Source organism: Streptomyces sp. McG3 (assembly GCF_018619185.1).
Taxonomy (GTDB): Bacteria; Actinomycetota; Actinomycetes; order Streptomycetales; family Streptomycetaceae; genus Streptomyces.
The window spans coordinates 37,217-56,899 of sequence record NZ_JAAXYC010000008.1 but is presented as its reverse complement, the minus strand read 5'-3'; the positions used below and the strand labels follow the sequence as shown (position 1 = coordinate 56,899).

Here is a 19,683-nt window from a genome sequence, read left to right as displayed (position 1 = left end):
TGTACCCGGTTCTCTTCCCTCAAGCCTGCCCCGCGGAGAGCGGGCAGGGCGGTGTGGGCTGTCACCACTGTTCATGACAGACGTCATGAAAGGTCGGCGGTCGTCGTGTGTCCCCGATGAGTTTTCCTGCCCTCCTCGGTCCTACTGGTGAACGGCAACGGCGACAGCCCTTCTCAGAGCCAGCCCCTGGACAGGCGGTATCCACGATGAGCAACACCATCGGCAAACAGTTCACCGCGACCCTGCGGAAGAGTCCGGAGAAGGGTGGCTGGACCTACGTCGTGTGGCCCGGGTCGGCCGAGTTCTTCGGCACCCGCGGCCTGGTGAAGGTCCGGGGCACCATCGACGGTCATCCGTTCCGCAGTTCGTTCATGGCCTTGGGCGACGGCACGCACAAGCTGCCGGTGAAGGCGGATGTACGCAAGGCGATCGGCAAGGAGGAGGGGGACAGCGTGACCGTTCTCCTGGAGGAGCGGGTGGACGCTTGACCTCCGGATCGATCGCGCTGTCGTGACAGCAACGAGCACCGCAGCGGTGACGAACCGCGCCCCTCGATCCGCCGCTACATTGGCTGCCGGGCAGGCAGGACGAGCCACGACGACGGATGAGGAGCGACGCGTGCGATTCGCGTTGGAAGCACTGCTGGTCGACGTGCCGGACGAGCAGGTGGCCGAGGCTCGCGCCTTCTACCGGTCGAGGGTGGCAGGCCGTGGGCCCGGCTCGTTCGAGGAGCTGGAGGAGGCCCGCGCGAAGAAGCCCGCTCCTCGTGCCACCGTTCCGCCCGCCGTCGAAGAAACGGTCGAGGCCGCCGGCGTGCGGGTCCCGGTCCGGATCTTCCTCCCCGCCGACGGACCGCCCCGGGGTGTCTACCTGGGCATCCACGGCGGCGGCTTCTACATGGGCTCAGCAGCACAGGGCGACGAACGCCACCGCGAACTCGCGGACGCCCTCCAGATCGCCGTCGTCGGGGTCGACTACCGGCTCGCGCCCGAACACCCCTGGCCGGCCGCGCCCGACGACTGCGCGGCGGTCGCGCTCTGGCTCGTCGAAGAGGCCGAGGCCCGTTTCGGGACCACCCGGCTCGCGATCGGCGGAAGCTCGGCCGGGGCCACCCTCGCCCTGGCGACCTTGCTCCGGCTGCGCGACCGGGGTGTCGTCGACCGGTTCGCCGGGGCCGCGCTCCGGTTCGGCACCTACGACCTGAGCGCGCACACCCCCGGCGGCCGCCTCATCGCCGAGGAGTACTTCCTCCAGGCGTACGCGGGCCACGTGGCCGACCGCACCCTTCCCGACATCTCGCCCCTCTACGCCGACCTGAGCGGGCTTCCCCCGACGCTGCTGGTCGTGGGAAGCGAGGACGTGCTGCTGGAGGACAACCTGACGCTGGCCGGTCGGCTGTCGGCGGCCGGCAACGACGTGGAGCTGCGCGTCTATCCCGAGGCGCCCCACGGCTTCACCGGCCACCCCACCGCGCTGGCCGCGACGGCGCTCGAAGGCATCCGCTCCTGGCTGCGCGACAGGATCAGTCACCCCTGACCCGGGCGTGCAGATGCATGTCGTGCCGGCCGTCGTCGTGCACGGCCGCGTTGCGCTTGGTGCCCTCCAGGCGGTAGCCGGCCTTCGTGGCGACCCCGCACGAGGCGTGGTTGCGCGTCGAGTGGTCCAACTCCAGGCGGTGGAAGCCGATGTCGTCCAGCGCCCACGCGCTGACCGCCGCGAGTGCGCGGGTGGCGACCCCCGCGCCGCGTGCGTCCGGGAGCACCCAGTAGGCGGCGTTCGCGACGCCGTCGTCGAAGTCCAGGCCGCGCAACGCCATCCGGCCGAGCACCTCGCCGCTGTCGCGGGCGACGGCCCAGTGGCAGCCCTTCTCCCGCTGCCAGTCCTGGCGGTACCCGTCGAACCACTCCCGGACCTGTGCCTCGGTCGCGGGCCGGTGCGTGTGCCAGCGCCGGGTCTCCTCATCCTCGTACGCGGAGAGGAACGCCGCCGCGTCGGTCCGTTCCCAGGGGCGCAGCAGAAGCCCGCCGCCGCCGCTTACCGGGAGCACGGGTTGCGGGGCGGCGGCGAGGCAGCCGGAGGTCATCGCGGGCGGTGTCGACAGGACGCGGGTCATGGCCCCATCGTCACCCGTGCCCCCTCACGGCCGCAGCCGGACCAGCCCCGCGCCCGGTCTTCACGCCGACCGAGGGGGCGCCCCGCCCTCTCAGGAACGCCCCGCCCGGTCTTCACGCCGACCGAGGGGGCGCCCGCCCTCTCAGGAACGCCCGCCGCGCTGCCAGCGCTGCGCCCCGAGGGGCGTGGGTCCACCCGCGAGCTGGTCCGCGAACGGCTGGACCAGGCGCTGCGCCTCGTCCGGGAGCGCACGCACCGCCGCGACCACACCCGTCGTACGGGCTCCCTCGTCGTCGAGCAGAACAGCCACGAAGCTCAGCCGCCTGTCCGGCTCCGCGCCCAACAGCCCCTGCTCGCCCCGGCCCGAGGCACGGTCCCGCGCAGGCCACCGGGCGGTGACCAGCGTGTACGGGGCATCCGCCGCCGGTTCGCGGCGCAGCAGCACCTCCGCCGCGACTGCCGTGTAGTCCCGGTAGAGACCGGCCTTCCAGAACGGCTCCTCGGTCGCGAACAGCTCGGCGGCGGCACGGTCGGCGACGTCAACGACGTGGACGCTCCCCGTGTGCTCCTCCCCGTCGTCGGACAGGGTGGGTCCCCGGAGTATCAGCCGGCTGTCGAAGCGGTCCATGTAGGACCAGTGCTCCTCGGACAGCTCCATCAACTGGTCGGCGACATCCGGCTGGTCCTGGGCGTGAACGTAGAACGGCATGCCGCGACCGTACCGGAGCGCCCGGAGCGGGCGCAGTCGCCCGCACACGCCTCACGGCCGCAGCCGGACCAGCCCCGGGCCCGACGGGTGACCGGGCTCGAAGGCATCGGGGATCCCCAGCCTGAGCCCCCGGCTCCGGGCGACCCGGTGGACGTCCCGCAAGGAGTGCGCGAGGGCGGCGGCGACGTGGCGGAGCTGGACGCTCGTGGACCCGTCGTCCGCGACCATGTCGTCGGCGTGGTCGAGGAGTTCGTACGCCATTCCGAGCTGCATGGCCTCGACCCGGTCGGCCGTACGCGAGACCTGTCCGTCGCCGTCGCCGGCTACGTAGCAGGGCCTGCCCTCCGTTCCGGCCCAGGGAAGCAGGCGTGCGGCGTTCTGGGGCTGTTCGTTCATGGGGGCGTCAACTCCGTGCGCGGTGGGGTGAATTCTTCGCTGCGTAGCGATCCACTCACAGCGTGCGAGCGGCGAGGCTAGGCTCGCCAGGGGGTTCGGAGTGACAACGGCTTCGTCGCACGGGAGTTGGCTGTGAGTAATACCTATGGCACATGGTTGAAGGCTCAGCGTGAAGCGGCCGGGCTGACACAGCAGCAGCTTTCGGACCTGGCCCTGATGACCCGGTCGCACATCTCGCACATCGAGGCCGGTCGACGGGTGCCGAGCGAAGAGGATGCCCGGCGGCTCGACATGGTGCTCAAGACCGGTGGCGTGCTGACCAGCTTCCGGCCCGGGTCAGGCGACAAGGTGCTTGCGGACTACTTCGGCGCGGCACGGCACCTTGAGCAGCAGGCGACCGCCATTCGTGAATTCGCCCTGTCATTCCTGCCGGGCATCCTCCAGACCGAGGCGTACGCACGTGCTGTGCTCGGCATGGCATTCCCGCCGTTGAGCGCGGAGGAGTGTGACAAGGCCGTCGTCGCACGGCTGGAACGGGCCCAGATCCTCAAGTCCCCCACATCGCCCGTGGTCTGGGCGCTCCTGGACGAGGCCGCGTTACGACGTCCCATCGGCGGTCCGGATGTCATGGCCGACCAGCTTGAGCACATCATCGACCTCGTCGAATCCCGGCGCATTCGCGTACACGTGATCCCGATGTCGCTCGGTTTCCACTCACTGCTGGAGAGCATGCTGACGCTGATGTGGTTCGACGACCAGCCGCCGGTCGCCTACAGCGAGGGAGTGCAGATGGGAAAGCTGCACGATTCGCCGTCCGTGGTCGAGGCACTCCAGAGCCGCTACGCTCTTGCCCTGAGCGACGCACTGTCACGGGACGATTCCTTGGACGTGCTGAAGGCGACAGCGAAGGGCTACAGAGGACATGGCTGAGCAGAACTTCCCGGCGATCTCCTCGCTCAGCCGCTGGCGCAAGTCGTCCTACAGCGGCAGCGAGTCGGGCAGCTGCCTCGAAGTCCAGGACCACGACCCCACCGCCGTCCCCGTCCGCGACTCCAAGGTCCCCGGCGGGCCCGCCCTGCTCATCCCCGCCGCCGGGTGGGCCGTGTTCGTGGACGCGGTCAAGCGCGGGACCCTTTCCGCCTGACCCGGAAGACAGGCGGAAAGGGCCCGGGCCTCACTCCCCCACGTACTCCGCCAGGTGCTCGCCCGTCAGCGTGGAGCGGTCGGCGACCAGGTCCGCCGGGGTGCCCTCGAAAACGATCTTCCCGCCGTCGTGGCCGGCGCCGGGGCCGAGGTCGATGATCCAGTCGGCGTGGGCCATCACCGCCTGGTGGTGCTCGATGACGATCACCGACTTTCCGGAGTCGACCAGCCGGTCCAGGAGGCCGAGGAGCTGTTCCACGTCGGCGAGGTGCAGGCCGGTGGTCGGTTCGTCGAGTACGAGGACTTGGCGGACGCCGCCCTTGTCGGCCATGTGCGTGGCCAGCTTCAGGCGTTGGCGTTCGCCGCCGGACAGGGTGGTGAGCGGCTGGCCGAGGCTCAGGTAGCCGAGGCCGACGTCCACGAGACGGTCGAGGATCTTGTGTGCGGCCGGGATGGCCGCCTCGCCGGAGCCGAAGAACTTCTCGGCCTCGGCGACCGGCATCGCGAGGACCTCGCTGATGTCGCGGCCGCCCAGGTGGTAGTCGAGCACCGAGGCCTGGAACCGCTTGCCCTCGCAGTCCTCGCAGGGGCTGGAGACGCTCGCCATCATGCCGAGGTCGGTGAAGATGACGCCCGCGCCGTTGCAGGTGGGGCAGGCGCCCTCGGAGTTGGCGCTGAACAGGGCGGGCTTCACGCCGTTGGCCTTGGCGAAGGCCTTGCGGATCGGCTCCAGGAGGCCCGTGTACGTCGCCGGGTTGCTGCGGCGGGAACCCTTGATGGGGCTCTGGTCGACCGAGATGACGTTCTCGCCCGCCGGGATCGAACCGTGGACGAGCGAGCTCTTTCCGGAGCCCGCCACTCCGGTGATGACGGTGAGCACGCCGAGCGGGATGTCGACGTCGACGTCGCGGAGGTTGTGCGAGGTCGCGCCGCGGATCTCCAGCGCCCCGGTGGACTTGCGCACCTCGTCCTTGAGGACGGCCCGGTCGTCCAGGTGGCGGCCGGTGACGGTGTCGGAGGCGCGGAGCCCTTCCAGGGTGCCCTCGAAACAGACGGTGCCGCCCGCCGTGCCGGCCCCCGGGCCGAGGTCGACCACGTGGTCGGCGATGGCGATGGCCTCGGGCTTGTGCTCCACGACCAGGACGGTGTTGCCCTTGTCGCGCAGGCGCAGCAGGAGGTCGTTCATGCGCCGGATGTCGTGCGGGTGCAGACCGATGGTCGGCTCGTCGAAGACGTACGTGACGTCGGTGAGCGAGGAGCCGAGGTGGCGGATCATCTTGACGCGCTGGGCCTCGCCGCCGGACAGGGTGCCGGAGGGGCGGTCCAGGGCGAGGTAGCCGAGGCCGATCTCCACGAAGGAGTCCAGGGTCTGCTGGAGGGCTTCGAGGAGCGGGGCGACCGAGGGTTCGTCCAGGCCGCGGACCCATTCCGCGAGGTCGCGGATCTCCATCGCGCAGGCGTCGGCGATCGAGATCTTGTTGATCTTCGAGGAGCGGGCGCCCTCGGTGAGCCGGGTCCCCTCGCACTCGGGGCAGGTGGCGAAGGTGACCGCCCGGTCGACGAACTCCCGGATGTGGGGCTGCATCGACTCGCGGTCCTTGGACAGGAACGACTTCTGGATCTTGGGGATCAGCCCCTCGAAGGTGAGGGTGGAGCCCTCGACCTTCACCTTGGTCGGCTCCCGGTAGAGGAAGTCCTGCATCTCCTTCTTGGTGAACTTGGCGATCGGCTTGTTCGGGTCGAGGAAGCCGGAATCCGCGTAGATCCGCACGGTCCACCAGCTGTCCGACTTCCAGCCGGGGATGGTGAACGCGCCCTCGGCGATCGACTTGGAGTCGTCGTAGAGCTGCGTGAGGTCGATGTCGGAGACCGAGCCGCGGCCTTCGCAGCGCGGGCACATGCCGCCGGTGCGGCTGAAGGTCGCCTTGACCGCCGTCTTGTTGCCCCGCTCGACGGTGATCGCGCCGCTCGCCGTCACGGAGGGGACGTTGAAGGCGAACGCGCCGGGCGGGCCGATGTGCGGCGTGCCCAGCCGGCTGAAGAGGATGCGCAGCATGGCGTTGGCGTCGGTGGCGGTGCCGACCGTGGAGCGGGGGTCGCTGCCCATCCGCTGCTGGTCGACGATGATCGCGGTCGTCAGCCCGTCGAGGACGTCGACGTCGGGTCGCGCCTGCGTGGGCATGAAGCCCTGGACGAAGGCGGGGTAGGTCTCGTTGATCAGCCGCTGGGACTCCGCGGCGATCGTGGCGAAGACCAGCGAGCTCTTGCCCGAGCCGGAGACTCCGGTGAACACCGTCAGCCGGCGCTTCGGGAGCTCGATGCTGACGTCCTTCAGGTTGTTCTCCCGCGCACCGTGCACACGGATCAGGTCGTGGCTGTCGGCGGCGTGCGGCGCGGGCGGCTGCTGGGTCTTCGTTCGCGGAGCCATGCTCGTCGTCTCTCCATTACTGGTGCGCGGAGCCTGCTGGTGCGGGGGCCCTGCTGGTACGGCTCGTGGGGCTGGTACGGCTGGTGAAGCTTGGTACGGCTCGTGGGCTGGTACGGGCTCGTGGGGCTTGGTACGGGCGCCCGCCGGTGCGCGGGAGCCTACTGGTCGTGCGTGAGGGCCGGGGCCTGTTTCGGCCCCGGCCCCTGCGGGCCGGTGCTACTTCTTGGCCTGGGTGATGCGGAGCATGTTGCCGGAGGGGTCCCGGAAGGCGCAGTCGCGGACGCCGTACGGCTGGTCGATCGGCTCCTGGAGCACCTCTCCGCCCGCCGCGCGGACCTTCTCGAACGCCGCGTCGACGTCCTCGGAGGAGAGGATCACGCCGCGCAGCATGCCCTTGGCGAGCAGCTCGGCCATGGTCCGGCGGTCGGCTTCCGGGGCGTTCGGGTCCGCGAGCGGGGGTTCGAGGACGATCTCCACGTCGGGCTGTGCGGGGGACCCGACGGTCACCCAGCGCATGCCTTCGAATCCGACGTCGTTGCGCACCTCCATTCCCAGGGCGTCCCGGTAGAAGGCGAGCGCCTTGTCGTGGTCGTCGACGGCGATGAAGCACTGCGAGAGGTTGATGTTCATGCATTTCACGCTACGGGCGGGGCTTGCGATCCGCTTCTCCATTCCTGACCGGTCTCGTGAGCATCTTGGCGACGCACGCCGGGATGGTCTCGCCCGCGTCGTGGGGACGGGTCCGGTAGGCGCTCGGGCTCTCGCCGACCAGTTCGGTGAAACGTGAGCTGAACGAGCCGAGCGACGTACAGCCGACGGCGAAGCAGACGTCCGTGACCGACAGGTCGCCCCGGCGCAGCAGTGCCTTGGCCCGCTCGATGCGGCGGGTCATGAGATAGCTGTACGGGGTCTCGCCGAAGGCGGCCCGGAAGCTGCGGGAGAAGTGGCCGGGCGACATCAGCGCGGCACGGGCCAGCGAGGGCACGTCGAGCGGTTCGGCGTACTCGCGGTCCATGCGGTCGCGGGCCCGACGCAACCGGGCCAGGTCCTCCAGCCTCACTCCTTCACCCTCCCACGGGCGCCGACGCCCGGCCCGTCCCGCGGAGGCGGGAGGCGGTCACCACTCGCGCTCGGCGATCAGCTTCTCCGGGTCCGCGTCCGCGAAGCCGTACGCCGTCGCGATGATCCAGAAGGCCTCGCCTATCTCCTCGCGGGCGACCGTCTCGATCTCGCTGCCCGCCGCCTCGAACTCGGCCTCCAGGTCGTTGAAGGCCCGGGTCGGCGCGGCGGTCAGCGCGTACAGGGCGGTGAGGTCCGCGGGCTTCTCGGCCTCGATCCGCTCGCAGAGGGCGCGCAGGACCGCCGTGCCCTTGTCCAGGACGTGGTCGGGGAAGTAGTCGTCCTCGTACAGCAGGGCCAGGAACGTGTACTGCGCCAGCCGCTCGTTCGTGATGGTCACGGTGTCTCCCGCATGCGTTCCGTACGTTCCGTCGCCGTCGTACCGATACTCCCCCACGCCACTGACAATCGGGCCGCGCGCGGGTGGCGGGCGTTCCGTGCGCAGCTGGCTTCCGCGTGCCGAGCATCACCCTGGACAGCGACCACAACCGACGGGTAACTTCGAAGGGAGTCTGAGCAAGCGCTTAGCCGCATACCGCGAGTTCCGCGAATCGACTGCCGACCTAGGAGGCATCCCGTGCGCCGTACGGTATTCAACGAGGACCACGAGGCGTTCCGGGAGACCATCCGCGCCTTCATCGCGGCCGAGGTCGTGCCGGTCTACGACGAGTGGTTCGCCGCGGGCCAGGTGCCGCGCGACTTCTACCTCAAACTCGGTGAGCTGGGCATCTTCGGCATCGAGGTCGACGAGGAGTACGGCGGCGCGGGCATCGACTCGCACAAGTACGAGGCCGTCATCTATGAGGAGACCGCCCGCGCGGGCGTCTCCTTCGGCGGCTCCGGCGTGCACACGCTGCTCGGCCTGCCCTACGTGAAGATGCTCGCCACCGACGAGCAGAAGAAGCGCTGGCTGCCGAAGTTCGCCACCGGCGAGGAGATGTGGGCCCTCGCGATGACCGAGCCGGGCACGGGCTCCGACGTCGCGGGCATGAAGACCACCGCCAAGCTCTCCGAGGACGGCACGCACTACGTCCTCAACGGCGCGAAGACCTTCATCACCGGCGGCGTGCACGCCGACCGCGTCATCGTCTGCGCCCGCACCGCCGCCCCGCGCGAGGACGACCGCCGCTTCGGCATCTCCCTCTTCGCCGTCGACACCAGGTCCGAGGGCTACTCGGTCGGCCGCAAGCTCGACAAGCTCGGCCTGAAGACCTCCGACACCGCCGAGCTGGCGTTCGTCGACGTCAAGGTCCCGGCCGAGGACCTCATGGGCGAGGAGAACAAGGGCTTCGGCTACCTCGGCACCAACCTCGCCTCCGAGCGCTGGGGCATCGCCTTCGGCGCGTACGCCCAGGCCGCGGCCGCCGTCCGCTTCGCCTCGGACTACGTGCGCGAGCGCACGGTCTTCGGCAAGACGGTCGCCTCGTTCCAGAACACCAAGTTCGAGCTGGCCGCCTGTCAGGCCGAGGTCGACGCGGCGCAGGCCGTCGCCGACCGCGCGCTGGAGGCCCTGGACGCCGGTGAGCTGACGGCGGCCGAGGCCGCCTCGGCGAAGCTGTTCTGCACCGAGGTCGCCCACCGCGTCATCGACCGCTGCCTCCAGCTGCACGGCGGCTACGGCTTCATGAACGAGTACCCGATCGCCCGCCTCTACGCGGACAACCGGGTCAACCGCATCTACGGCGGCACCAGCGAGGTCATGAAGTCGATCATCGCCAAGTCCATGGGCCTGTAGAGGGGTTACGTTCGCTCCATGAACGAGAGTCCCGACCCCCTGCTCGATCTGCTCCACCTGCTCGACCTGGAGCAGATCGAGCGGGACATCTTCCGGGGCGTGAGCCGCAGCGCGGTCGTGCCCCGGGTGTTCGGCGGCCAGGTCGCGGCCCAGGCGCTCGTCGCCGCGGGCCGCACCGTCCCGGACGACCGGGGAGCCCACTCCCTGCACTCCTACTTCCTGCGGGCGGGCGACCCGGGCGCGCCCATCGTCTACACCGTGGACCGCATCCGCGACGGGCGGTCCTTCACCACCCGCCGCGTCGTCGCCGTCCAGCACGGGCAGCCGATCTTCCACCTCTCCGCGTCCTTCCAGAGTCACGAGGAGGGGATGGAGCACCAGGCGCCCATGCCCGCCGCCCCGGACCCGGAGACCCTGCCGACGGCGGCCGAGATGCTGCCCCGGTACGCGGACCGCTTCAGCGATCCGGGGGTCGTGGACCGGCTGATCGAGGCGCGGGCCGCGGTGGACCTGCGGTACGTGGACGCGCCCCCGTTCGGCACGGTGGGCGAGGCGCGCGAACCCCGGTCCCAGGTGTGGTTCCGGACGAACGGCAAGCTCGCGGACGATCCGCTGCTGCACGTCTGCCTGGCGACGTACGTCTCCGACATGACCCTGCTCGACTCGGTGCTGCTCGCCCACGGGCGGGGCGGCTGGGCGGTGGGGGACGTGGTCGGCGCGAGCCTGGACCACGCGATGTGGTTCCACCGGCCGTTCCGGGCGGACGAGTGGCTGTTGTACGACCAGGAGTCGCCCTCCGCCTCCGGCGGTCGCGGACTGGGCCAGGCCCGCATCTACACCGCCGACGGGCGGCTCGCCATCACCGTCATCCAGGAAGGCGTCGTCCGCGTCCCCCGGGGATGACGCGTCTCCCGGGGATGAGCACCACCTGAAGCGTCATTTCGGACATACTCCCCACCATGGGTGACGCGGAAGCGGGCAGTGGGACCGATGGCGGGGAGTCCACGTTCACGGTGATCGTGGCGGCCGTCGCCAACCTCGGCATCGCCGTGGCGAAGGCCGTCGCCGGGCTGATCAGCGGCTCCAGCGCGATGCTCTCCGAGGCGGCCCACTCGGTCGCCGACACCGTCACCGAGGTCATGCTCCTCGCCGCGCTCAAGCGGAGCGGGAAGCCGGCCGACGAGGACCACCCGCTCGGCTACGGCCCCGAGCGCTACATCTGGGCGATGCTCGCCTCCATCGCCACCTTCGTCGGCGGGGCCGTCTTCTCCCTCTACGACGGGGTCCACACCCTGGTCGCGGGCGAGGAGCTGGGCGACCCGCTCGTCTCCTACATCGTCCTGGCCGTCGCCTTCCTCCTGGAGGGCTACTCGCTGCGCACCGGGGTCAAGCAGGTGCGGCGCGAGGCGTCACGGCTGCGGGTGCCGGACACGTACTACCTGCGCCACACCCCCGACACGGCGGTGAAGGCCGTCGTGATGGAGGACTCGGCGGCCCTGATCGGGCTGCTGCTGGCGGCGGGCGGACTGCTCGGCGGTCAGCTCTCGGGCTCGGGCGTCTGGGACGGGATCGCGTCCTGCCTGATCGGCCTGCTGCTCGTGTACGTGGCCTGGGTGCTCGGGCGCACCAACGCGCAACTGCTCATCGGGCGGCCGCTGCCCCCGGCGATGCGGGCCGGGGTGCGCGAGGAGCTGCTGTCGGTGCCGCACATCGTGGACGTACTGGAGCTGACCACGCTCATCCAGGGGCCGTCCGAGATCCTGATCGCCGCGAAGATCGACTTCCGGGACATGGCCACCGCCGCGGAGGTCGAGTGGGCCTGCGAGGAGGCGGAGGCGCAGTTGCGCGAGCGGTTCCCGCCGGTGCGCCGGGTCTATCTGGACCCGACGCCGGGGCGGGCGCAGCGGTTGCGGCGGCAGCGGGACACCGGCCCCTGATCCCTACGGTGTCAGCTCCGCCACCGTCTTCGCGATCCGCCGTTCCCGCGTCTCCCGCGCCTTCGCTGCCTCGACCGACGTGACGTGCGCCTTCTGGCGGCTGGGCGGGAGCGCGGCGAACGCCTCCGCAGCCCCGGGGGCCGCGGCCAGCGCCGTCGCCAGGTCCTCGGGCGGCTCCACCGCGCGGGACGCGGTGTCGAGGGTCAGCTCCACCTCGATGGCGTCCCCGCCGCCGATGCCGGTCTCCGCGCGCTTGTCGGCGCTGAACGGGATGAGGTACCGCCCGCCCATCGGGGCGATCGTCGAGCGGTACGCGTACCCGTTGACCGTGACGTTCACCGGGGGGCGCTTTCCCGCGCCGAGGGCCTCGACCACGGCCTCCGGCACCTCGATGCCCGTGTTGTTCCCGGTCCGGAACATCGTCGTGCTGAACTTCATGGCCTGCCCCTCACGTCTGCGTCGTGTCAGTGAAGACGCCCGCCGGGCCCGAAACTCATCGCCGGCCCTCGTCGGCTACGCGGCGGTCTCCTCCACGGGCTCCGCGGACTCCACCGGCTCTTCCTCCAGCAGCCCCGCCGCGTGCAGCAGGTAGTCCGTCATCGGGTCGTAGAAGCGCGGGTCGGTGACGTGGTCGTCCAGCGGGACCGTGACCTGGAGGGTGCCCTCCGCCTCGCCGAGGAACAGGGCCGGGTCGTTGCAGTCCGCGTAACCGATCGCGTCCAGCCCCCGCTGCCCCGCGCAGCCCGCCCAGCCGTGGTCGGCGACGACCAGGTCGGGCAGCGGGCGGCCCAGGTGGGCCATGGCGTCCAGGATGGCGGCCATCGGGGCCGGGGAGTGGGTGTGCCAGAGGGTCGCCCCGCGTTCCAGCATCGCGACGTCGGCGAACTGGAAGACCATGCCCTCGTCCGCCATCAGCCCGGACGGGATGCGGACGATCTCGCAGCCCGCGCGGCGCAGCGCGTCCGCCGTCTGCCGGTGCACGTCCAGCATGCCGCCGGGGTGCCCGGTGGCGAACAGGACCCGCTCGCGGCCGTCCGCGGCCTTGCGCAGCCGGGCCGCCATCCGCTCCAGGGCGTCGACCGTCAGCTCCGGGTCGATGGTGTCCTGGCCCTGCCGGTGCGCCGGGTCGTCGTTGACGCCACAGCGCTCGGCCATCACCGCGAGCACGTCCTGCTCGTCGGTCCAGCGGTCGCCCAGCTCCAGGCCCAGCCAGTAGTGGCGGTCCCCGTTGGCGAGCTTGCGGTAGTGGGAGAGGTTGTTGTCGCGTGGCGTGGCGACGTCCCCCGCGATACGCGTACGGACGAGGTGGTCGACGAGGGCGGCGCGGCTGGGTATCGGCATGGACCCATTGTGCCGTCCGGTGTGCGGGGCGTGCCCGGCGTCTTGCCCGGCGGACGGGTGTGCCGGGTGTTCCGTCCGGCGGAGGGTCCGCTTCCGGCCCGGGCGTGCGGACCGGTGGCCGGTGGTGTGTCCGGACCGACGCCCGGCCCGGCAAGTCTTCCGGGACTGTTCACCCCGGCGTGACCTGCTTCTTCCCCCGTCGGGCGGGGCTCGGGCTCGAATGGAACCACCCAGAGGTCTGGACCAATCGAGTCGCGCCAAACCGGTGTCCGATTCTCTCCGTCGGGGCGCTCTCGGGTAAGTGGTCTATACCTTTGACATTAGGGTGGGCCACCTGAAACGGGCACATACACAACCGTGGGGGGCTTTATGACCGTGCATCACCTTCCGCAACCTCCGTCCGACGACGAGCTCTACTGGTACTTCGGGCCGCAACGCCGGTGGGTGCTGGTGAGCAGTTCGCTGGCCTTCGTGTTCACGGCGGCGACGATGTTCACCTTCGCCTTACGGACCCCCGCGCTGTGGGCCTTCCTCGCGATCCTCGGGCTGAACGTGGTGGCCCTGCTGCTGTCCTCCGTGAACAGCCTGCGGCAGCGCCGGCTGACCCGGTCCTCCCACGAGGTGCTCGTCCGCGCCTGGCGGCCCACCGCGCTGCCGGGCGTGGACCTCTATCTGCCGACCTGCGGCGAGCCGCTGCCCGTGCTAGCCAACGCCTATGCGGCGGTCGCCGCCCTCGACTGGCCCGACGCGCTCACCGTCTGGGTGCTGGACGACGCCGACCGGGCCGAGGTGGCGGCCCTGGCGGCCGGGCACGGCTACCGGTACGTCGTACGCCCCGACCGGGGCCACCTGAAGAAGGCGGGGAACCTCAACCACGCGCTCACGCTGTCCGGGGCCGAGTACATCGCGATCCTGGACGCGGACTTCGCGCCCCGGCCGGACTTCCTGCGCCATCTGGTCCCGTATCTCGCGGACCCGGCCGTCGGCATCGCGCAGAGCCCGCAGTGCTTCGACACCGACCCGGGCATGGACTGGATCCAGCGCGCCGCCGGGGCCGCGCAGGAGTGGTTCTTCCGCTGGATCCAGCCCTCGCGGGACGCCAGCGACGCGGCGATCTGCTGCGGCAGCAACGCCGTCTACCGGCGGTCCGCGATCGACCTGGCGGGCGGCTTCGCCCGGCTCGACCACAGCGAGGACCTCTACACCGGACTCGCCCTGCACGAGAGGGGGTTCCGCACCCAGTACGTCCCGGTCCTGGTCGCCAAGGGCACCTCGCCCGACACCGTCACCTCGTTCGTCAACCAGCAGTACCGGTGGGCGATGGGCAACCTGCACCTCCTCGGCACCCCGGTCCTGGGGCGCATGGGCGCGCCCTGGCGGATGCGGCTCTGCTTCTACGAGGGCGTCGTCGGCTACCTGACCACGGCCGTGAACACCTTCGCCGCCCCGCTGCCGCCGCTCGTGATGATGTTCTGGTACCCGGACCACATCCGCCCCTGGCACGTGCTGCCGCTGCTCGCCCCGCTGTGGCTGTGGCATGTGCTGCTGCCCCGGATCAGCCGGACCCGGTGGCGGGTGGAGGTGATCCGCGCCAACGTCCTCACCAGTGTGGCCGCCGCCACCGCGTTCTGGCACACCCTGCGGGGCCGCAGCGCCGCCTGGGTGCCCACCGGGGTCCGCAGCAGCGGGAGTTCGGGCTCGATGGCCCGCCGGGTCGTGGGCGTCTCGCTGGTCTGGCTGGTCCTGTCCAACGGGGCCGCCGCCGGAGGCCTGGCACTGGTGGTGGCCCGCAACGGCTGGGGGCCCGCCTGGGGACTCGGCCTCTACCTCCTGGTCCAGCTCCAGATCAACGTGCCCCTGATCCGGGACCTGCTGACCGAACTGCGGCCGGACCGCCGGGCACCCGCCGAGACCGCCGGGCCGCCAGCCGGCCACCGTTCACGGACCCGGCCACGGACAGGCGTGCTGCCCCGCCGCTGGCCCGAGGCCCTCGCCGCCTCCGCCGTCCTCCTGCTCACCGGCCTGCTCGCCTCCGGGTGGGTCGACCCGATGCTCCCGTGGCTGAGTTGAGCCGCACCGAAAGGCGCCACCCGATGCCGTTCCTCCTCACCCACGGCCCCCGCCGGAAGCGGTCCGCTCCCCCGCCCCCGTCGGCCACACCCCCGCGACCGGGCAGCCCGGCCGGCTCGGGCAACTCGGGCAACTCGGGCGGCGAGTCCGGGCCCAGTCCGCACCGGTCCACGTTCCGGCCCGACATCGAAGGGCTGCGCGCGGTCGCCGTCCTCGCGGTCCTCGCCTTCCACGCCCAGATACCGGGGACCGCGGGCGGCTTCGTCGGGGTGGACGTCTTCTTCGTCATCTCCGGCTATCTGATCACCGGGCTCCTGGTCCGGGAGGCGATCACCACCGGCCGGATCCGGCTCGGCGACTTCTTCTCCCGCCGGGCCCGCCGGCTGCTGCCCTCGGCCGCCGTCGTCCTCGCCGCGGTCGCGGTGGCCGGAGCGTGGCTGACCGTACCGCTGCTCCGCGCCGACCTGGAGCAGGACGTCCTCGCGGCCGCGCTGTCCGTCGCCAACTGGCGGTTCGTCTCCCAGCAGACCGACTACCTGGCAGCCGGGCACGACCAGAGTCCGCTGCTGCACTTCTGGTCGCTCGCCGTCGAGGAGCAGTTCTACCTGTTCTGGGCCCCGCTGCTGGCGGTGATCGTGCTCGTCGCCGCCCGCGCGGTCCGCCGGGGCCGGGCCGTGCGGGCGATCGTGGCGCTCACCACCGCCGCCGTGGCGCTCGCCTCGTTCGCGTTGTCCCTGCACTGGACGCGGGACTCCGTCTCGCTCGCGTACCTCGGAACCCCCTCGCGGGTCTGGCAGTTCGCCGTCGGCGCGCTGCTGGCACTGCTGCCCTGGCACCTGCTGCGCGGCCCGCGCCCGCTGCGGCTGGTCTGCGGGTGGGCGGGGGCCGCGGCGATCGTCTGGTGCGTCGTGTCGTACGACGCGTCGACCCCGTACCCCGGCCACGCGGCGCTCGTCCCCACCCTGGGGACGGCCGCCGTGATCCTCGCCGCGGTCCCGGGCCGGGGCGAGCGCGAGGTCCAAGGGGCCCACGGAGTCGGCCGGTTGCTGAGCGGACGGGCCCCCCGGGCGGTCGGGCGGCTCTCCTACAACCTCTACCTGTGGCACTGGCCGGTGCTCGTCCTCGCCGAGGCGCGGCTCGGGACGCTCGGCTGGCCCGCGAAGACGGCGCTGACGCTGGCCGCCGCGCTGCCCGCCCTCGCCACGATGCGCTGGGTCGAGCAGCCGCTGCGCCGCAGCCGTACGGTCTCCGAACTCCCGCGCCGGGGACTGGCGGTGGGGATCTCCGCCATCGTCCTGCCGGTCGTGCTCGCGCTGGTCGTCGGCACCACGACCCTGCACCTGATGGGCCCGGCCACCCCCGTCGACGCCAAGGGCCTCCCGCCGGGTGCGGCCGCCGGGCCCTCGCTGCTCGCCCGGGCCGACGGCTCCCCGCTCGCGGACGGCCCCCTGGTGCCGGGACCGGCGCAGGCGCGGAAGGACTTCCCGCCGGACGGGGCCTGCCAGGTCGCGCCGGAGGTGACCCGCAGCCCGGAGTGCCTGTTCGGGGCGGTGGACAGTCCCGACCGCGTCGTCCTGCTCGGCGACTCCCACGCCGGGCAGTGGTTCTCCCCGCTGCTCGCACTGGCCTCCCAGCGCGGCTGGGCGCTCCAGGAGCTGGTGAAGCAGGGCTGCCCGCTGCCGGAACTGACGGTGAAGAACCCCCAGTTGGGGCGCGAGTACCGGGAGTGCGACACCTGGCGGGCCGACGCCCTCGACCGGCTGCGTACGGGGCCGAAGCCCCGGCTCATCGTGATCGCCTCGCTCAACCGGTACACCGCCGACGGTGAACTCCTCTCCGCCGCCTGGGAGAAGACGCTGAAGCCGCTGCGGGCGACCGGCGCCCCGATCGTGTACATCGAGGACACCCCCGTACCGGGGAGGGACATTCCCGCGTGCGTCTCCGGCGCTCCGGACTCCGCCGCCGCCTGCGCGTTCAGCCGGGCGACGGCGGTTGTGGCCGACCCCTTCGCGCGGCGGATCGAGGCGGGCGCGGTGCCGGGTGTGCGGTCCGTCGGCGTGAACCAGGTGCTGTGCCCGGGGGACGGCCCGACCTGCCCGGCGGTACGGGACCGGATCCTGCTCTACCGGGACGACGCCCATCTGACGAACGTGGCGGCCATCGTGCTGGCCCCCCGGCTGGAGCGGCTGCTGACGGAGTCGGGCGCGCTGCCCCCGGCCGGCGCCCCCGCCCCCGCGCCTTCCGGCGCACCCGGGGCGGGCGGCTGGACCGAGCTGCTGCGGGACGACTTCGACGGCCCGGCGAACAGCCGCCCCTCCCCCGCGAACTGGAGTCACGACCTCGGCACCTGCTATCCCGGCTGCCCGGCGCCGAAGTGGGGCACCGGCGAGATCGAGACCATGACCGACTCGACCGCCAACGTACGCCTGGACGGGAAGGGCGTCCTGGAGATCGTGCCCACCAGGAAGGGCGGGCAGTGGAGTTCGGGCCGGATCACGACCGTGCGGTCCGACTTCGCGCCGCCGCCCGGCGGGGTGCTGCGGATCGAGGCGTCGATCGCGCTGCCGGACGTGACGGGGCCGGGGGCGGCGGGCTACTGGCCGGCGTTCTGGACCCTGGGAGCGTCCCTGCGCGACGGGTACACCGGCTGGCCCGGGGTCGGCGAGCTGGACGTGATGGAGTCGGTCAACGGGCGGGACACCGTCTTCGGCTCGATGCACTGCGGGGTCCTGGACGGCGGCCCGTGCGAGGAGCCCGTGGGGCTGACGTCAGGGGCTCAGCCGTGCGCGGACTGCCGTGAGGCGTTCCACACGTACGCCGTCGAGGTCGACCTCTCCCCCGGCGCGCGGGAAGTGCGCTGGTATCGGGACGACCGGGTGTACCACCGGGTGCGGGCCGACGCGATGGACGCCGGGACCTGGCAGCGGGCCGTGGACCACGGGGTGTTCCTGATCCTGAACGTGGCGGTCGGCGGCAAGCTGCCGGAGGCCGACGGGGCGACGGTGGGCCCCGCCACCGAGCCGGGTCACCCGATGCGGGTCGACCGGGTCAGGGTCTCCACCAGGGGCACGGCGGGCTGACCGGGGAACCACGCGCCCTCATGGGCTCGGGCTGAGGCCTTCGACCGCGAGTGTGAGGAGGCGGTCGGCCTGGACCGACGGTTCGACGTGGTGCTCGGTGGCCAGGGCGATGCCGACCGCGAGGGTGAGCAGGTCGTGGAAGGTGGTGCCCGCCCTGACCGTCCCGTCGTCCAGGGCCCGGGCCAGCAGCGGGGCTGCCGCGTCCGCGAGCACCGCGCCGCAGGAGTGCGGCGCGTCGCCGGCGGGCGCGTCCGTCGGCGGCTCGTAGGTCAGTACGTCCGCGAGCCCCCGGGCGGAGACGGCGTACTCCACCAGGCCGCGCAGCCAGTCCAGCAGGGCGGCGCGGCTGTCCTCGGTCCGGCTCAGGGCCTCCGCGCGCCCGCAGAGGGCTTGGACGCGCTCCTGGAAGACGGCTTCCAGGAGCGCCTGGCGGGTGGGGAAGTGACGGCGCACGGTGGCGGAGCCGACGCCTGCCGTGCGGGCGACCTGTTCGAGGGAGGCGGCGGCTCCGTGCTGGGCGACCTCGGCCTCCGCCACGGCGAGGATGCGGCTGTAGTTGCGGCGGGCGTCCGCGCGCTGACCGGTCACGTTCTCTCCATGTTGCTAAGTGGTGGGCCCCGCCATATCGTAGCCGGTAAGGAAACGGCGGGCCCCGCCGTTTTGTGTTCCCGGTCGCGAGGAGACACCGCCATGGCATCACCCACCGCCCCCGTCCTGGTCACCGGCGCCACCGGCCGCCAGGGCGGGGCCGCCGCCCGGGCCCTGCTGGCCGCCGGCATCCCGGTACGCGCCCTGGTGCGCGACCCGCACACGCGGCGCGCGAAGGACGTCGAGGCGCTGGGTGTCGAGCTGGTGACCGGGGACCTGGCCGACCGGTCCTCGCTGGACGCGGCCTGCTCGGGCGTCCGGGCCGTGTTCTCGGTACAGATGCCGCCGATGAGCGACAGCGGCGTCGACTTCGCCGGGGAGCTGGCGCAGGCGACGCACCTCGTCGAGGCGGCACGGGCGGCGGGCGTGCCGCAGTTCGTCCAGTCCTCGACCAGCGGGGTCGGCGCGCACACGGAGACGCCGGGCTGGGCGGAGGGCCGCTGGGCGGCGATGGAGCCGTACTTCGACACCAAGCAGGCCATCCTGGAGGCGGTGCGCGGGGCGGGCTTCGCCCGTTGGACCGTGGTCAAGCCCGCGTTCTTCATGGAGAACCTGCCCCAGCTGGCCCCGCACGGCCCCGGCGGCGGTCTCGCGACGGTGATCCGGCCGGACACGACCCTGGCGCTGGTGGCGTGCGAGGACATCGGCGCGGCCGTCGCCCACGCCGTGCGGGAGCCCGGCCGCTTCCACGGGGTGGAGCTGGAACTCGCGGGCGACCGGCTCACGATGGAGCAGGTGGCCGGGGTGCTGTCCACCGCGTGGGGCGTGCCGGTGGAGGCGCCGTCGATGGATCTCGACGAGGCGCTCGCGGCGGGTATGCCGGCCTGGGGCGCCGGTCACCTGTGGAGCAACGCCATCACCCAGCCGGCCCGCCCCGGACTCGCCGTGGAGCTCGGGATTCCGGTGACCTCGTTCGCCGCCTGGGCGGACCGGCATCTGACGGCGGAGGCCTGACAGCCCCGGAC

At 72.0% G+C, this 19,683-nt stretch carries 20 protein-coding genes; 10 read left to right on the top strand and 10 right to left on the bottom strand.

The window, feature by feature from the left end:
• Positions 1-206 precede the first annotated feature (206 nt).
• Positions 207-488, top strand: coding sequence for a DUF1905 domain-containing protein (locus tag HET64_RS02760; protein ID WP_215101819.1), 282 nt, complete (start codon positions 207-209; stop codon positions 486-488).
• Positions 489-618: 130 nt separating this feature from the next.
• A complete protein-coding gene (locus HET64_RS02755; protein WP_215101817.1) occupies positions 619-1,536 on the top strand; it encodes an alpha/beta hydrolase in 918 nt (305 codons plus the stop codon).
• Here HET64_RS02755 and HET64_RS02750 read toward each other — a convergent pair.
• The 3 genes from HET64_RS02750 to HET64_RS02740 form a co-directional block, all read right to left on the bottom strand.
• Complete coding sequence (locus HET64_RS02750; RefSeq protein WP_215101815.1) at positions 1,523-2,113, bottom strand: GNAT family N-acetyltransferase; 591 nt, start codon at positions 2,111-2,113, stop codon at positions 1,523-1,525. The two genes, HET64_RS02755 and HET64_RS02750, sit on opposite strands and share 14 nt — an antisense overlap.
• 141 nt (positions 2,114-2,254) lie before the next feature.
• Positions 2,255-2,821, bottom strand: a complete 567-nt coding sequence (locus tag HET64_RS02745; protein WP_215101813.1) for a YciI family protein — start codon at positions 2,819-2,821, stop codon at positions 2,255-2,257.
• 51 nt (positions 2,822-2,872) lie between these two features.
• Positions 2,873-3,217: a hypothetical protein gene (locus HET64_RS02740; protein WP_215101811.1), complete on the bottom strand. Its 345-nt coding sequence runs from the start codon at positions 3,215-3,217 to the stop codon at positions 2,873-2,875.
• Positions 3,218-3,349: 132 nt separating this feature from the next.
• Between HET64_RS02740 and HET64_RS02735 the strand changes: the two genes are divergently transcribed.
• Together HET64_RS02735 and HET64_RS02730 are read left to right on the top strand one after the other, a co-directional pair.
• Positions 3,350-4,147, top strand: a complete 798-nt coding sequence (locus HET64_RS02735; RefSeq protein ID WP_215101809.1) for a helix-turn-helix transcriptional regulator — start codon at positions 3,350-3,352, stop codon at positions 4,145-4,147.
• Positions 4,140-4,361, top strand: a complete 222-nt coding sequence (locus HET64_RS02730; RefSeq protein ID WP_215101807.1) for a DUF397 domain-containing protein — start codon at positions 4,140-4,142, stop codon at positions 4,359-4,361. The genes HET64_RS02735 and HET64_RS02730 overlap by 8 nt, the downstream gene beginning before the upstream one ends.
• A 30-nt stretch (positions 4,362-4,391) precedes the next feature.
• On the opposite strand, the gene HET64_RS02725 is transcribed toward HET64_RS02730, so the two are convergent.
• From HET64_RS02725 to HET64_RS02710, 4 genes are all read right to left on the bottom strand, one after another.
• The gene (locus tag HET64_RS02725; RefSeq protein ID WP_215101805.1) at positions 4,392-6,788 is read right to left on the bottom strand and encodes an excinuclease ABC subunit UvrA; all 2,397 of its coding nucleotides are present in this window, start codon (positions 6,786-6,788) and stop codon (positions 4,392-4,394) included.
• Positions 6,789-7,004: 216 nt separating this feature from the next.
• Positions 7,005-7,418: a VOC family protein gene (locus HET64_RS02720; protein ID WP_026290780.1), complete on the bottom strand. Its 414-nt coding sequence runs from the start codon at positions 7,416-7,418 to the stop codon at positions 7,005-7,007.
• A 10-nt stretch (positions 7,419-7,428) separates the two neighbouring features.
• A complete protein-coding gene (locus HET64_RS02715) occupies positions 7,429-7,848 on the bottom strand; it encodes a helix-turn-helix transcriptional regulator (RefSeq protein ID WP_215101803.1) in 420 nt (139 codons plus the stop codon).
• Positions 7,849-7,905: 57 nt separating this feature from the next.
• A complete protein-coding gene (locus tag HET64_RS02710) occupies positions 7,906-8,247 on the bottom strand; it encodes a DUF5713 family protein (RefSeq protein WP_215101801.1) in 342 nt (113 codons plus the stop codon).
• A 237-nt stretch (positions 8,248-8,484) separates the two neighbouring features.
• Here HET64_RS02710 and HET64_RS02705 point away from each other — a divergent pair, with 237 nt between their 5' ends.
• From HET64_RS02705 to HET64_RS02695, 3 genes are read left to right on the top strand one after another with little or no spacing between them, the layout of a single operon-like run.
• Positions 8,485-9,642, top strand: coding sequence for an acyl-CoA dehydrogenase family protein (locus HET64_RS02705; RefSeq protein ID WP_215101799.1), 1,158 nt, complete (start codon positions 8,485-8,487; stop codon positions 9,640-9,642).
• 18 nt (positions 9,643-9,660) lie between these two features.
• Complete coding sequence (locus HET64_RS02700; protein ID WP_215101797.1) at positions 9,661-10,545, top strand: acyl-CoA thioesterase II; 885 nt, start codon at positions 9,661-9,663, stop codon at positions 10,543-10,545.
• A gap of 56 nt (positions 10,546-10,601) precedes the next feature.
• A complete protein-coding gene (locus HET64_RS02695; protein WP_215101795.1) occupies positions 10,602-11,579 on the top strand; it encodes a cation diffusion facilitator family transporter in 978 nt (325 codons plus the stop codon).
• A gap of 3 nt (positions 11,580-11,582) precedes the next feature.
• Here the strand turns inward: HET64_RS02695 and HET64_RS02690 are convergent, their stop codons facing one another.
• Positions 11,583-12,017, bottom strand: coding sequence for a YdeI/OmpD-associated family protein (locus HET64_RS02690; protein WP_215101793.1), 435 nt, complete (start codon positions 12,015-12,017; stop codon positions 11,583-11,585).
• 75 nt (positions 12,018-12,092) lie between these two features.
• A complete protein-coding gene (locus tag HET64_RS02685; RefSeq protein ID WP_215101791.1) occupies positions 12,093-12,920 on the bottom strand; it encodes a phosphatase in 828 nt (275 codons plus the stop codon).
• A 369-nt stretch (positions 12,921-13,289) separates the two neighbouring features.
• Here HET64_RS02685 and HET64_RS02680 point away from each other — a divergent pair, with 369 nt between their 5' ends.
• Both HET64_RS02680 and HET64_RS02675 read left to right on the top strand, forming a co-directional pair.
• A complete protein-coding gene (locus HET64_RS02680) occupies positions 13,290-14,990 on the top strand; it encodes a glycosyltransferase family 2 protein (protein ID WP_215101790.1) in 1,701 nt (566 codons plus the stop codon).
• Positions 14,991-15,013: 23 nt separating this feature from the next.
• Positions 15,014-18,070, top strand: coding sequence for an acyltransferase family protein (locus HET64_RS02675; protein ID WP_215101846.1), 3,057 nt, complete (start codon positions 15,014-15,016; stop codon positions 18,068-18,070).
• Positions 18,071-18,088: 18 nt separating this feature from the next.
• Here HET64_RS02675 and HET64_RS02670 read toward each other — a convergent pair whose 3' ends face one another.
• Entirely contained in the window at positions 18,089-18,658 is a 570-nt protein-coding gene (locus tag HET64_RS02670; protein ID WP_215101788.1) for a TetR/AcrR family transcriptional regulator, read from the bottom strand.
• 102 nt (positions 18,659-18,760) lie between these two features.
• Here HET64_RS02670 and HET64_RS02665 point away from each other — a divergent pair, with 102 nt between their 5' ends.
• Positions 18,761-19,672 (top strand): NmrA family NAD(P)-binding protein, encoded by a 912-nt coding sequence (locus HET64_RS02665; protein WP_215101786.1) that lies wholly within the window; start codon positions 18,761-18,763, stop codon positions 19,670-19,672.
• Positions 19,673-19,683 lie beyond the last annotated feature (11 nt).

Excerpts from the sequence above, each read along its gene's own strand:
- HET64_RS02760 (WP_215101819.1), top strand. The coding sequence starts at position 207 with ATGAGCAACACCATCGGCAAACAGTTCACCGCGACCCTGCGGAAGAGT.
- HET64_RS02750 (WP_215101815.1), bottom strand. The coding sequence starts at position 2,113 with ATGACCCGCGTCCTGTCGACACCGCCCGCGATGACCTCCGGCTGCCTC.
- HET64_RS02745 (WP_215101813.1), bottom strand. The coding sequence starts at position 2,821 with ATGCCGTTCTACGTTCACGCCCAGGACCAGCCGGATGTCGCCGACCAG.
- HET64_RS02740 (WP_215101811.1), bottom strand. The coding sequence starts at position 3,217 with ATGAACGAACAGCCCCAGAACGCCGCACGCCTGCTTCCCTGGGCCGGA.
- HET64_RS02730 (WP_215101807.1), top strand. The coding sequence starts at position 4,140 with ATGGCTGAGCAGAACTTCCCGGCGATCTCCTCGCTCAGCCGCTGGCGC.
- HET64_RS02725 (WP_215101805.1), bottom strand. The coding sequence starts at position 6,788 with ATGGCTCCGCGAACGAAGACCCAGCAGCCGCCCGCGCCGCACGCCGCC.
- HET64_RS02720 (WP_026290780.1), bottom strand. The coding sequence starts at position 7,418 with ATGAACATCAACCTCTCGCAGTGCTTCATCGCCGTCGACGACCACGAC.
- HET64_RS02700 (WP_215101797.1), top strand. The coding sequence starts at position 9,661 with ATGAACGAGAGTCCCGACCCCCTGCTCGATCTGCTCCACCTGCTCGAC.
- HET64_RS02695 (WP_215101795.1), top strand. The coding sequence starts at position 10,602 with ATGGGTGACGCGGAAGCGGGCAGTGGGACCGATGGCGGGGAGTCCACG.
- HET64_RS02690 (WP_215101793.1), bottom strand. The coding sequence starts at position 12,017 with ATGAAGTTCAGCACGACGATGTTCCGGACCGGGAACAACACGGGCATC.
- HET64_RS02685 (WP_215101791.1), bottom strand. The coding sequence starts at position 12,920 with ATGCCGATACCCAGCCGCGCCGCCCTCGTCGACCACCTCGTCCGTACG.
- HET64_RS02680 (WP_215101790.1), top strand. The coding sequence starts at position 13,290 with ATGACCGTGCATCACCTTCCGCAACCTCCGTCCGACGACGAGCTCTAC.
- HET64_RS02675 (WP_215101846.1), top strand. The coding sequence starts at position 15,014 with ATGCCGTTCCTCCTCACCCACGGCCCCCGCCGGAAGCGGTCCGCTCCC.
- HET64_RS02665 (WP_215101786.1), top strand. The coding sequence starts at position 18,761 with ATGGCATCACCCACCGCCCCCGTCCTGGTCACCGGCGCCACCGGCCGC.